Genomic DNA, 12,598 nt, shown 5'->3' on the forward strand with positions numbered 1-12,598 from the left:
ACAGTTATGAAACTATTCCGCCTTATAGTTCTTGTTGGTTTCTGTATCATTTTAACCCCATCCGATATATTTGGGCAGGACAAGCTGGATGCATCGATTGTGTCCGATTTACAAGAGACAACTCAGTATGCCTTTGGGGTCAGCGAAGAGCGTCATTTTAGAGGTGTTTTGAGCTTGTATGATAAACTCGTGGCCAGTGGAGTAGGGGTATCCGACTATGAAATCGTTACCAAGGGTATGTTGGTCAAGCAGCTGGTGAAAGGCTCGGAACTGGAGACTTTATACAAAAAGTACAATGATAAGGTTCGTGTTACCGTATGTAGTGTGGCCATGGAAAAATTGGGTGTTTCCGAGGACCAGCTCATTCCTGGAATGGAACCCGTCGCTACATGGACAGTGAGAATACTCCAACTACAAGCTAAAGGGTATAATACCGTGACGTATTAGTTTTTTTCGTTTTAAGTTCAGTTCAAACCATGAGGGTAAATCCATATGACAGCAAAATTTGAAGCATCAAAATATGGTTTGGATAGAAAACAATTGATGGAGAACATTAAAAATGCGCTTGAAGCATGTAGGTTCAAAATAAAGAGCATCGATGAAAACACTGGAACAGTCCGCGCCATAACAAGATTGAGTCTTTGGTCTTGGACAGAAAAAATGGAAATAGAGGTTGGCGTTAGGGGAAGTGTGACCGTAAAAAGTGAGTGTTCCCTTCCCAGTCAATTTACAGACTGGGGGAAGTATGAAAGAAATGTAGATACATTTTTCAAAATGCTAGGTTGCGCACAATGAAGATTCCCGACATTCATCCAAACTGTTCGGGGAAATCAGGTGTTTTTACTTCTAAACATTCGACATCGGGGTGCAGCCATAAGAAGGAGGCAGGCCATTGTGGGGTTATGATTTTTTCCTTCAAAATTGAAATGGCCTTTTCCTTGCCGGTTCCATGAACCAAGAGGATGATTTTTTTGGCAGTGAGAATGTTTTGCATCCCCAGGGTCATTCCATATGATGGTTTTTGGTTCAAATCTTTTACCATGCCGTGGTTTTGGGATGTCTCTGAAAGTGGGGCCACATGGCAATAGGGCTGTAAGTGGTGGTCAGGCTCATTGAAACCAATATGCCCATTCTTGCCCAATCCTAAGATACACAGGTCGATCAAACCTTCATTTTCAATCTTCTGTTGGATTCTTTCGCATTCTTGTCGAGCATTTTGTGGGTTGGTTCCAAAACCAGTGTACCGGTCATTGGAAACGTTCAAGGGTTTCAATAGGTGTTTTTGTAGGTAGTACTCACAAGAACCTGGGTGTGTGTCAGCCAACCCTCCCCACTCATCCAATTTTACAATCTGTAGTCCTTCAAAAAGCTCTGGTCCGTTCAAATATTGTTTTGCCAAAAAATCATACGTGCCCGTTGGAGAGTTGCCCGTGGCTGCACAGATACGAAGTTCCCTTTTCTTCTTAAGTTCAGAAAGTACGGTATGGCCAGCATGGGCACTCATTTCCCCATAGTCGTCAAAGAATAGGTAGTTCATGATATCCACGCATTTTCCCCATTATAAGGAATGCAGCCTTCGAACCTACCGGGAACGGGATTGTAACGAAGTGCTTCGGTCGCACCGACCTCAGAAGTGAAATAGCCCCAGAGGGTAAGCTCTTTGAGCATGGTAAAAAAGTGTGGTTCCTCCAAAGACCTGTGTTTTTTGGCCTCTTCATCAAATTGGGTAAGTAGATTTAGTTTTTTTTCTTTGGAAAGGGAAAGGAATGATTCTCCGAACCCATCCATGGACTTTTCTTCGACCTTATCCAAACCATCAATAAAAAGTAAGGTTTCATCCTCACTATAACAGTCATTTACGATTGTTTTCATGAACGTCCCGATATGGGCAGCCTTTGCCCCGGGGGATTCATCCGTGTCCGGAAGAATGGTTTCGCCTATTTCATCAAGGAAGGGAACATCGTCATCGGTCACCATCCAAGGTCTTTTCTTTGGAGGGGCAACACAGCCCGACAAAAAGAATTGGGACCCTATGATACTTCCTCCCAGAATGGTGGCTGTAAGTTTTAAAGCATCTCTTCTTTCCATGTTTTGATCTGTTTGGAATAGTGGGAACCTGACCACTATACTTTCTTCCATAATTTATAGGGCTTGTCCACATCCGATTTGAAAGGAAGTAGCACTTTTTTCCCAGTGCCCGCTGATTCATAGGCTGCAAGTATCACTTCCAGTACGGCCTTGCCATCTTCCCCTGTTACCAAGGGCTGTTTGTCATTTTTGACACAATCCACAAAATGTTCAAATTCCTGAGGGAATCCATAGTTCCAGCTCTCTTCAAACATGGTATAGCTCCATCCAATGGTGTTTCCCGCCTTTTCCACAGCATAGCCCACTCCTTTGGCACTGTAGGTTTGTATGGAGTTGCCTTGTAGTATATCCGCATAGGCCACTCCTTCTGAACCATGTATTTCGGCTTTATCGTCCATGCCCCCAAGTTTGGTCCAGCTTTCTTCCATGACGGCCGTTACACCATCTTCGAATTCCAGGATAATAATGGAGTTGTCCTCACCTTCGGTTTTGTCCTTGTGCACACTGGTCATCATTTGGGCATATACCGATTTGATGTTTTTCTCAGGATGTAACCATCTAAAGAATTGGATGGCGTGGCAGCCCATGTCCATGGTTACCCCACCTCCGGAGCGTTCAATATCCCAAAAGTGGTCGGCATGGGGGCCATCGTGTTTCTCCGATTGTTTAAAGAGCACGGGGTCTCCAAGGGCACCTTCGTCCAATAAAGCCTTCAAACGTACATATTTAGGGGCGAAACAAAGTTCTTCGGCATACATGAGCTTTACATTGGCTTCTTTGCAGGCATCGATCATTGCATCCGCTTCCTTTAAGTTCATGCACAAAGGTTTTTCGACCACTACATGTTTACCGGCTTTTGCTATTTTTAAAGTAATTTCACAATGTAGATAGTTGGGTGCCCCAATGACCACCATGTCAATTTGCGGCATTGCCAACATTTCATCCAAATCAGTATAATGATTGGGAATGTTGAACTTTTCCGCGAATTTTTCGGCATGCCCTTTTGTAGGAGACATTACCGCTAAAATCTCCGCATCCGATACCCTGCTCAATGCATCGGCATGTATACTTGATATGAATTGGGAACCCACTAGTCCGACTCCGACTTTTTTGTCCATAATCTTAATTTATTACAATAAACCTTTTTTAATCTGTGCCGCGGCATATGTGGCTGCCCGTGCTGTAAGTGCCATATACAGAATGGATGGACTTTGATTGCCTGTACTGGTCATACAGGCGCCATCGGTCACAAATACATTTTTACACTCGTGCATCTGGTTGTATTCGTTCAAAAGGGAGGTCTCAGGGTCTTTGCCCATTCTTACGCCACCCATTTCATGGATATCCAATCCAGGGGCTTGGTTGTTGTCCTGTGTGTCTATATCGGTACACCCCATTTTCTCGAGCATGCTACGACTTTCCACAAGAAAATCATTGATCATTTTTTCGTCATTTTCATCGTAACCAACATCCGTGACAAGTAAGGGAATGCCCCAGTTATCTGTTTTATCCGGGCTCAAGTAAACTCTGTTTGATGCTTTAGGGATGGTCTCACCTTGCATATACATATAGATTTGCCAGCTCCCAGGTCTACTTATTTTATGCTTAAAGTCTGCGCCGAGCTGCGGTGTTTCGTCAGGGATTTCTTCGGCTCTGTTCCGATAGGCTCCAGTAAAAATGGTGTATCCGCCAAGAAAATCAGTATCCTGTTCCTTTAAATTACGGTAGTTGGCTATAATACATTCCGAAGGCCTTGAACCATAATAATATTTGTCCTCATATCCGCTGATTTTGGCACCTGCTCGGGCTCTGTAGATATGAAAACCAATATATCTTCCCAATAAGTCATGATCGTTGCCAAGACCATAAGGAAAACGATTGGATTTTGAATTGAGTAAAATCAAATTGGAATTTAGTGCCGATGCATTCACAAAAATAATTCTGGCATTGAAGATGAACTCCTCTTTTGTGTTGGCATCAATGACCTTGACACCGGAAGCTTTTCCGGAATCTTCATCATAAAGAATGGAATGAACTACCGAAAACGGTCTTATGGTAAGGTTACCTGTTTTTTCGGCCCAGGGCAGTGTGGATGCATTGGAACTGAAATACCCTCCAAAAGGGCACCCTCGCATACACTTATTGCGACAAAGACATTTGCCCCTACCTTGGTCCAAATGGGTTTGTTCCGGTTCACTTAGATGTGCCCATCTCCCCTGGGCTAAATATCTTCCAGGGAAATGTTCCTCGAGCGTGCTTTTCATATGCTCCTCCACACAGTTCAGTTCGAAAGGAGGCAAGAACTCCCCATCTGGCATGGCCTCAATACCATCCTTGTTACCACACACGCCGATAAATTTCTCCACATGCGAGTACCACGGGGCAATATCATTGTAATCAATGGGCCACGCTATCCCGTAACTATACTTTTCAGGTGCTTTGAACTCGTAATCACTCCAACGTTGACAGGCCCTTCCCCAAATCAGGGATTTGCCACCAACTTGGTACCCTCGTATCCAGTCGAATGGTTTCTCCTGTACATAAGGGTGATCGGTATCCTTTATGAAAAAATGGGCAGTATCTTCTCCGAATCCAGATGCTTTGGTAATCAGTGGGTTTTCTTCATAGAACTTTTTGGTCATTCGACCCCGGTGTTCAAAATCCCACGGATCCATAGTCATGGTGGGGTAATCTTTGATATGCTCTACATCCCTTCCCCTCTCCAGTACGAGTGTTCTTAAACCTTGTTCACAAAGTTCCTTGGCGGCCCAGCCCCCGGATATTCCCGATCCTATAACGATGGCATCAAAATGTTCCATAAAAATTCATAATTAGGAAATACTCCGTTTGAGTATTTGTAAAACTGATTTACCTTGCCAATAGATCAGTTTGATAATGGCCCCAATCTTCCGGTTTACTGTTTTTATCCGTAGTGATGTACTTATTCTCAGAAGTAAATTGCAATTGCCTTGATTGGGCTTTAATTTCAAATATGATCAAACCTTATATATGTCTTTTTGTAAATTACTTCATATTTTTTGTAAAATCATGATAGGATATGATAAAAGAAGCACGGATAGATGATTTGAAACGCTTTTATTTTGAGCTTGACGATGAGAGGCCCATCCAAATCATATTGAACAAGCATGAAGATGGGGAAGAAGGTTGGTTTGACATGCACTATGAATTCGAACTGGGCGTGGTATTGGAAGGTAAAATGAAGCGCTCCTACCTCGAATGCGATATGGAAGTAGAACCTGGCGAGGTTTGGTTCTGCAATATGTGGGAACCACATGGTTTCGAAGTACTTGAGGCTCCTTGTGAGGTGGCTGTATTTGTTGTGGACCCAAGGTATTTGGCAACCACACGTTTTTTTGATAGGGACATGACCTCTGCATTCATGTTACCACCGAAAGATAGGCCAAGGACCGCGGCAAATTTGATGAGTGAAATAAAGGGTTTGGCAAAAAAAGTAGAACAAAGGTTCTCCAAAAGCTATGATGTGGATTGGGCCAAACTATATTTATTTCAATTGTTGCTTTCCCTTATGGAAGAGTGGGAGATCCCACTGCAAGATTCAAATTCTGAATCCAGAACCTCCATCCAAGGAGCCTTACGATTGATTTTTGAAGAAAAGAGACTCATAACGACCAAAGAGGCAGCTTTGGCCTGCCACATGTCCGTGACAAAATTCACAGCCTTGTTCAAAGATTTGATGGGTTCAACTTTTTCCGATTTCGCGTTGCAGTATCGGGTAAAAGGCGCCTCTTTCCAGCTAAAAAACTCCAACCTGACCCAAGAGGCGGTGGCACTTAACTGGGGATTTTCCGACGCAAGCCACTTGCATAAATATTTGTACAACCCTAAATATTGATTTAAGCGGAAACAAAAAAACGCCGATGCAAAGCTTGGCGTTTTAATTGAACTATTTATTTGTGACCAGGTGCGGCAGGATTCAAACCTGTGACCGAACGCCCTATATTTAAAGGGTTATGGAGCCTTCCAAAATCTGTTGACCGATTTGTTGACGGGCAATTTGACCGTGTTTATAGTCAATTGAACTTTCCTGATAAATTTACTGAAATTTTTCTTTCATAACTTTTCCAGTAAAAGATGTTCTATGAATAGGTCTCCAACCCATAAGGGCATGAAACATGAAAATAAGCTACCGTTTAATTGAACTTTCACTCTTAAACAAGTACACTGATTCCAAAGAGTTTACTTTTTCGGTACACTTAAATAGTTTACCTTATATACCCTTTTTTACACCTAAGATGAAGTTTGGTTATGCAAGAGTGAGCACAAAATCACAGAAACACGATTTACAGGTGGATGCCTTTCTTAAGGAGGGAATCAAACCTAAGAACATCTATGCCGATATTTCATCTGGAGCAAAAGCGGAAAGAAAGGGTCTTGATGAACTTTTATCCATTTTGCGTGAAGGTGACACTCTTGTAGTCTGGAAACTGGACCGAATCGCCAGAAGCCTTTCTCATCTCACTAAACTCATTGAGGACTTTGAAAAGAAAGGAATCCACTTCAAAAGCATTCAGGAAAGTTTCATTGATACCACTTCCCCACACGGCAGGTTTATCTTCAACCTATTCGCATCGGTTGCCCAATTGGAACGTGATATTATTATTGAACGTACACGGGCAGGAATGGAAAGCTCAAGAAGACGTGGCTTGAAAATTGGTCGGAAGCCTGGTCTCAGTAAACAGGCATTGAACAAAGCTATGTTGGCAGAACGATACTATAGGGACAACAAACTGAGCATTGAAGAAATCATGAAACTCATTGATGTTGGTTCTAAAAAGACCCTCTATAAATATTTGGCGTATCAAGGCAGAAGAAAGTGTATTGAATGTGGAAATCTATTTTGGGACAAGAAACAAGCATTGGACAAAACTTATTGCAAAAAGCACAAGAAGAAAATCAAACCCAATTGACTGTTTTACTCCCCTTTCACCGAATACTCAATTCTTGTTTATTAGAATTTTCCTACATTTAAAAGCTGTTCATTACAACTAACTAAACTTAAATGGAACCACAAAAAACTAACCAAACACCTCAAGAAAAAATTTTCAAAGACAAAGCTTTTTGGGTAGGCACTTTCATTGGAGGACCATTGGTGGCAGGTTATTTCCTTGCCGAAAACTTTAAAGTTTTTAAGGAATTTGATAAAGTTAAGAAGTCATGGGTTTATGCAATATTAACTACCATCATTGTTTTCATAATTTCCTTCTCAATACCTGAAAACGTAAAGGTGCCAAATCAACTGATACCTCTAATTTATACTGGCCTAGCATATTTTTTGGTAATTCATTTTCAAGGAGATAAATTAAAAGAACATCTGGACTCAGGCGGTAAAACCCATAGCTGGTGGAGAATTATAGGCATTTCTTTTATTGGACTAATTGTCACGACTCTTCCCATTATTGGATATGCATATTTTGCAGATCCAGTTACAGATTTTTCAACTGAGACTAGAACTTATGGTACTATGCAACATGAAATTGCATTTGATAGTAAAAATATTTCAACTAGTGAGATAGATAATATTGCCGAAGGATTTAGAAAAACTACGTATTTCGATAATGCTGTTACCAAATACGTGTACGCAAAAGAAGAAAATGGAAATTATATACTGTATTTATCGGTAATAGATGGAATTGAAAATGATAACTATGCCCTTAAACCTTTTAATCAACTTCAGAAGGATATGCAGAAGGAGTTTCCAGACAAAAAAATAATAGTAAATCTTGTTGTTGACTATCTAGACAATGTTGTTAAAAGGATAGAATGAAAAGACCTCTTTTGGGCACACAAAGGAAATGTAATTAAAGTTCAAATAAACGATTCCAATTATTGGTGAAATACATTGCTCAAATATGGATTCTAACAATTATAACCTCTCCACTGGTGTTGGCAATTGTTTTAGGAATTATAATTAATAATTCGAGCCTTTCCGAGATATTTGAATCTTATGAGTTTTTTATTTTAATGTTCTTGGTTGGTTCCTTGTTTTCAATTCCTGCAATGGTTGTTTTTGGATTATTACAGAGAAGTTTAAAATCCTCTATACCAATATGGAAAAGGAAGTTGATACTTTCAATCTATTCCTTTTTATCCGTTTGGATTACTTTTTATATTGTTGATGAAGGATTTATAACGAGATGGACAGATCAAACAGTTTGGCCATTAATTTATTCACTAATCATAGTACTTGGTGTTTGGATTTTTAGACTTCCAAACACGAATAGATTGGCACAATAAAATTAAAGTTCAAATAAACGATTACAATGACTCTAGACGAAATAGATAAAAAAATCAAAAACTCCCCTAGTCTTATTGGAACAACGGGTAATGAAAGATTGGTTCTGAGTGGGCTTTTGGAAGAGTTTGACTTTTGTAAAGTTAATGATAAGAATAAAGCCAAGTATATCCTAGAAAAACTGGGTTTTGGAATAAATGATATAAATGGAATTTTGTCCTAACCGAATAAAGTTTAAATAAACGATTAAATAACATAAAATGGCACGAGTTTGAGTAAATATTCGGCGTTTATCATTTTGATATTACTTGTAGGTTGCCAAGAGACTTCCCAATCCCAAGAAGCATTAGGCACTTGGAATTATTGTACTAGGGATGGGAATTATGAGGAATGGATTATCACAAGGGACTTCTTGTTAATTATGTCAACAAAACCCAAAAAGTTTTTCCTCTTTCAAAATGAGATTAAGGATGGCAGTTTGGTTATTTCAACCATAAAAGGGGAAATAAATTTACCAATGCCTAAGGACACCTTAATCATCTTAGTAGAATCAAAAAAAAAGATGATTTTAAAAAGTGTCTTTGAATCAGAACCTCTACAATTAAACAGAGTAGAATATGACTTTGAACCCGTAGATTGGGAAAATCTGGAGTATTGGAAGAGTAAAGTTCACTCGGAATTTGAAAAAAGAGCAGCGCTTGAAAAATGTCCTGACTTAAGGAGTGATGAAGAAAAAATTATTCCAGAAATAATATTGGATAGTCGAAACATACTAGGCGAAGAAGTACCAATGACCCCAATTCAAAAGAGTAAAAACCATTGAATGACTGAGAACCAAGTCAAAACAAAGTTCAAATAAACGATGAAGTACTTGGACGACCATAACATCCTAAAGCTCAGTAAAATTATCTATCAAACCAATGTTATGCCGTCTGGGAAAAGTGATTCATTCTTAAGGCTTAGTGAGCACCTCCTTAGACAATTACAAAATGATTGTGATTTGGCTAAGGTTCATAGAATTATTTCAAGTGAATTAATTAGCACCTATGGATTAGATGTGACTGAATCTCAAAGTAGAAATATTTCTGAAACAATATATTCATGGTATCATGAATAGCAAAGTTCAAATAAACGATTCCAATTGAAGGTGTTCAAATACATAATTATTTTTCTGCTTTTGGTCAGTTGTAAAAAGCAAAAGACCCAAATTAAAGATTATGGAACATCTAAAGCATCTGATAAAAGTTTAGCTGTCCCAATAATTATATCGGACTTTAATAATTACGGAGAACTTATAGATGAAATCAGACAGGTAACTTGTAATGATAGTATTGTCAAAATAGTTCTCGAACAAAAAGACCTAGTTAAAAATGTCTACCCTATTGAGTATTGTGAACCGATTATTTTCGACCCAAATGAAAAGCACTATGTTACTTTTTGGAATGATGGAAAACCCTATGAACATTTAACACTAATTGAAATTTCAGCTGATTCATTAGAAACAAAACTTATAGATGATTTTTCGTACTACAGAACTTCCTCTAAAACCAAAGAGATTGAAAATTACTTGGTTATTATTGAATCGGAACGAACTGGAAAAGTTGTGGGAATCGAAGAATTTTTAACTAATTTGACTAATGCATATGATAATTTAAAAACAAAATCGGACCTGAACGTGGCGTTTTTTGAGTTTAGTCCACCATCAATACCAATAGAGGAAATTGAATGATTAAAAACTACGCCATACTTTAGGAGTGTGTTATATTAAAGTTCAAATAAACGATAACTAACGACTGAAAGTGATTAAACAAAAATTATCTCAAACAGAAGGTTTCAGTTTATAACTATATGAATACGGATAAGCAAATAGAGATTTATCAGGCCAATGACGGTTCCACTCAAATTAATGTTCAATTTGAACAAGATACTGTTTGGTTAACCCAAGCGCAAATGGGTCAACTATTTGAAAAAAACAAGCGTACGATTTCAGAGCACATACGAAATATTTTTAAAGAAGGTGAACTGGATGAAAAACTGGTTGTCCGGAAATCCCGGACAACCACTCAACACGGTGCCATTGCAGGGAAAACACAAACCTCCAACGTTAACTTGTACAATCTAGATGTTATAATTTCTGTAGGTTATAGGGTAAAATCTCAAAGAGGGACACAATTTAGAATATGGGCTTCCAATATTCTAAAGGAATATCTTATACAAGGGTACGCTGTAAATGAAAAACGTTTGGCCCAAAAGGAGCAAGAAGTACAACTTTTAAAAGGAGGCATACAAATATTAAGCAGGGCCATTGAAGAAAAAGTAGAAGATAATGAATGGCTTAAAGTTTATGCTAAAGGTTTAAGTTTATTAGACGATTACGACCATGAGCAATTAGATGCCAAAGGATTAACTGCAAGAGCGGCAACCTATCCGACTATAGAGGCTTATTTTGAGGTAGTGGATCAAATGAAATCTGAATTTGACAGTGCTGTATTTGGAAAGGAAAAGGACAACAGTTTTCAAAGCTCTCTAAGCCAAGTCGCAAAGGGTTTTGGCGAAACGGATTTTTATCCGACATTAGAAGAAAAGGCTGCAATGCTTTTATACTTGATTGTGAAAAACCATTCATTTGTAGATGGTAATAAACGAATTGCGGCAGCATGTTTTCTAAAATTCTTGCAACATAACAATATGCTTTTTAATAGTAAACAACAACCAATAATCAATAACGAAACACTAGCTAGCTTAACCTTATTTATAGCATCAAGCAAACCTGAGGAAATGGAAACAGTAAAGCGTTTGGTGATCAGTGTTTTAAATAGAAGCAATCAATAGTTCAAATAAACGATAGCTGACTAACCTATTAGCGAGGCGTATATACTCACTTTAAATTTTTTAAAAAGAGCCATACACATCACAAGTGGTGCGAAAAAGTATTATATTGCATCACAAACATAAATTTATGGAAACGGTTAGAAAGTCAATCACTTTTACAAATCAACAAGACGGTTGGATAAAGCTTAGGGTTCAATCAGGTGACTTTACCAATGATAGTGAATATATAAGGGATTTGGTAAGAAAGGACCAGGAAGAGAACATGAAACTCGCGGAACTTAAGGCCGCAATTGATGATGGATTGCAAAGTGGCAGAAGTAGTCTCAAAATAAGTGACATTATCACAAAAGTTGATAATGGGGAATTATAATTTATCTACTAGGGCCCAATATGACTTAGTAGGCATTTACAAATATGGTATAAAGTTTTTTGGTCCTCAACAGGCCTCCAAGTATTTATTGAATTTGGAAAATTTTTTAGAGGAACTCGCCGAACGCCCAGAATTGGCCAAAGACGCATCGGCCATTTCCGGTCCTTTAAAATACTACAGTTATAAAGCTCATGTCATTTTCTACCAATTTGATAGTGCCAACGAAATTTTTATTGTTCGGGTGTTGGGCAAACGCATGAATTTTATTGAACATCTTTAAAGTTCAAATAAACGATGAGCGATAAGAGACTGGGGAAGATTAGAAAGAATTTTGATCGATTAACTGCAAGCCTTGTAGTAATAGCTATTTTTTTTCTGACTTATGGACTTTATCATTATTTGATTTTGGGCACTACTACTGTGTAAGCTGTCCCTTATTGATAAAGTCTCAATGCAGTTACCAGTTTCCTGACAACAAGGATATGGCGATAGGAATATCGTGAGTAAAGACAGGAGTACACAGAGAAACTTCATAGCGTATAGATAACAAATGCTATAAAAATCTTGAAGTTTAATGAGAGTTGCCCTTGTTTATAAACAGGGGTATAAGCAAGAAATAATAATAGAAAAGGGAATTGAAATACTTTTTTATTTTTGTAAATAAGTAATTTTAATTTGGAACATTTCAGCCATTTTCTCTGCCCTTAGCTTGGCTTCCTTGGCTTTTTCCCCTAGGAAGTTTTCATCAACGGTCTCAAAAAACAATTGTTTCCAACGTTCAAAATGTTCACCCTTAACTGGAAGTTTCACATGGGGTGCAAATGGACTTCCAGAATAGGTGTGCTCCTCTAATAGAATCGTTTGCCAAAACCTGTACATCTTTTCTAAATGTACAGGCCAATTATCTTTAATAACACCATTAAAAATAGGGGAGAGCAGCTCATCCTCCCTTACCCGATCGTAAAAGGTATCCACCAATATTTTGATGTCTTCCAAACTTTCAATTTTGGTTCTCCGTGGCATATTCTTGTGTA

The 12,598-nt window shown here is 38.6% G+C and carries 17 protein-coding genes; 12 read left to right on the plus strand and 5 right to left on the minus strand.

What is annotated here, in order from left to right; all coding sequences use genetic code 11:
* The first annotated feature begins 6 nt into the window (after positions 1 to 6).
* Together EO132_RS17730 and EO132_RS17735 are read left to right on the plus strand one after the other, a co-directional pair.
* Positions 7 to 447 (plus strand): DsrE family protein, encoded by a 441-nt coding sequence (locus EO132_RS17730; RefSeq protein WP_127139141.1) that lies wholly within the window; start codon positions 7 to 9, stop codon positions 445 to 447.
* Positions 448 to 492: 45 nt separating this feature from the next.
* Positions 493 to 795 carry a hypothetical protein gene (locus EO132_RS17735; protein ID WP_127139142.1) on the plus strand — a complete coding sequence of 101 codons (303 nt, stop codon included), beginning with the start codon at positions 493 to 495 and terminating at the stop codon, positions 793 to 795.
* A gap of 13 nt (positions 796 to 808) precedes the next feature.
* Here EO132_RS17735 and EO132_RS17740 read toward each other — a convergent pair whose 3' ends face one another.
* Genes EO132_RS17740 through EO132_RS17755 form a run of 4 tightly spaced genes read right to left on the minus strand, consistent with a single transcriptional unit; the run spans position 809 to position 4,907 of the window.
* On the minus strand, positions 809 to 1,537 hold the full coding sequence (locus EO132_RS17740) for a galactosamine-6-phosphate isomerase (protein WP_127139143.1): 729 nt from the start codon (positions 1,535 to 1,537) through the stop codon (positions 809 to 811).
* Positions 1,534 to 2,088 carry a gluconate 2-dehydrogenase subunit 3 family protein gene (locus EO132_RS17745; RefSeq protein ID WP_127139144.1) on the minus strand — a complete coding sequence of 185 codons (555 nt, stop codon included), beginning with the start codon at positions 2,086 to 2,088 and terminating at the stop codon, positions 1,534 to 1,536. Before EO132_RS17745 ends, EO132_RS17740 begins: the two co-directional genes overlap by 4 nt.
* A gap of 35 nt (positions 2,089 to 2,123) precedes the next feature.
* Positions 2,124 to 3,206 (minus strand): Gfo/Idh/MocA family protein, encoded by a 1,083-nt coding sequence (locus tag EO132_RS17750; protein WP_127139145.1) that lies wholly within the window; start codon positions 3,204 to 3,206, stop codon positions 2,124 to 2,126.
* Positions 3,207 to 3,218: 12 nt separating this feature from the next.
* The gene (locus EO132_RS17755) at positions 3,219 to 4,907 is read right to left on the minus strand and encodes a GMC oxidoreductase (protein ID WP_127139146.1); all 1,689 of its coding nucleotides are present in this window, start codon (positions 4,905 to 4,907) and stop codon (positions 3,219 to 3,221) included.
* A 239-nt stretch (positions 4,908 to 5,146) separates the two neighbouring features.
* On the opposite strand from EO132_RS17755, the gene EO132_RS17760 reads away from it, so the two are divergent.
* From EO132_RS17760 to EO132_RS17805, 10 genes are all read left to right on the plus strand, one after another.
* Positions 5,147 to 5,962 carry a helix-turn-helix domain-containing protein gene (locus EO132_RS17760; protein ID WP_127139147.1) on the plus strand — a complete coding sequence of 272 codons (816 nt, stop codon included), beginning with the start codon at positions 5,147 to 5,149 and terminating at the stop codon, positions 5,960 to 5,962.
* Positions 5,963 to 6,242: 280 nt separating this feature from the next.
* Positions 6,243 to 7,037, plus strand: coding sequence for a recombinase family protein (locus EO132_RS17765; RefSeq protein ID WP_205780383.1), 795 nt, complete (start codon positions 6,243 to 6,245; stop codon positions 7,035 to 7,037).
* A gap of 92 nt (positions 7,038 to 7,129) precedes the next feature.
* Positions 7,130 to 7,894, plus strand: a complete 765-nt coding sequence (locus EO132_RS17770; protein WP_127139148.1) for a hypothetical protein — start codon at positions 7,130 to 7,132, stop codon at positions 7,892 to 7,894.
* A 65-nt stretch (positions 7,895 to 7,959) separates the two neighbouring features.
* Positions 7,960 to 8,364: a hypothetical protein gene (locus tag EO132_RS17775; protein ID WP_127139149.1), complete on the plus strand. Its 405-nt coding sequence runs from the start codon at positions 7,960 to 7,962 to the stop codon at positions 8,362 to 8,364.
* A 26-nt stretch (positions 8,365 to 8,390) separates the two neighbouring features.
* The gene (locus EO132_RS17780; RefSeq protein WP_127139150.1) at positions 8,391 to 8,585 is read left to right on the plus strand and encodes a hypothetical protein; all 195 of its coding nucleotides are present in this window, start codon (positions 8,391 to 8,393) and stop codon (positions 8,583 to 8,585) included.
* 48 nt (positions 8,586 to 8,633) lie between these two features.
* Positions 8,634 to 9,185, plus strand: coding sequence for a hypothetical protein (locus EO132_RS17785; RefSeq protein ID WP_127139151.1), 552 nt, complete (start codon positions 8,634 to 8,636; stop codon positions 9,183 to 9,185).
* Positions 9,186 to 9,509: 324 nt separating this feature from the next.
* A complete protein-coding gene (locus tag EO132_RS17790; RefSeq protein WP_127139152.1) occupies positions 9,510 to 10,091 on the plus strand; it encodes a hypothetical protein in 582 nt (193 codons plus the stop codon).
* Positions 10,092 to 10,210: 119 nt separating this feature from the next.
* Positions 10,211 to 11,194 (plus strand): virulence RhuM family protein/type II toxin-antitoxin system death-on-curing family toxin, encoded by a 984-nt coding sequence (gene rhuM / locus EO132_RS17795; protein WP_127139153.1) that lies wholly within the window; start codon positions 10,211 to 10,213, stop codon positions 11,192 to 11,194.
* 127 nt (positions 11,195 to 11,321) lie between these two features.
* A complete protein-coding gene (locus EO132_RS17800) occupies positions 11,322 to 11,564 on the plus strand; it encodes a type II toxin-antitoxin system ParD family antitoxin (RefSeq protein WP_127139154.1) in 243 nt (80 codons plus the stop codon).
* Positions 11,551 to 11,844 carry a type II toxin-antitoxin system RelE/ParE family toxin gene (locus EO132_RS17805; RefSeq protein WP_127139155.1) on the plus strand — a complete coding sequence of 98 codons (294 nt, stop codon included), beginning with the start codon at positions 11,551 to 11,553 and terminating at the stop codon, positions 11,842 to 11,844. Before EO132_RS17800 ends, EO132_RS17805 begins: the two co-directional genes overlap by 14 nt.
* A gap of 368 nt (positions 11,845 to 12,212) precedes the next feature.
* Here the strand turns inward: EO132_RS17805 and EO132_RS17810 are convergent, their stop codons facing one another.
* Positions 12,213 to 12,587, minus strand: coding sequence for a group III truncated hemoglobin (locus EO132_RS17810; RefSeq protein ID WP_127139156.1), 375 nt, complete (start codon positions 12,585 to 12,587; stop codon positions 12,213 to 12,215).
* Positions 12,588 to 12,598: the final 11 nt, after the last annotated feature.

This window comes from Flagellimonas oceanensis (assembly GCF_003992595.1).
Taxonomy (GTDB): Bacteria; Bacteroidota; Bacteroidia; order Flavobacteriales; family Flavobacteriaceae; genus Flagellimonas; species Flagellimonas oceanensis.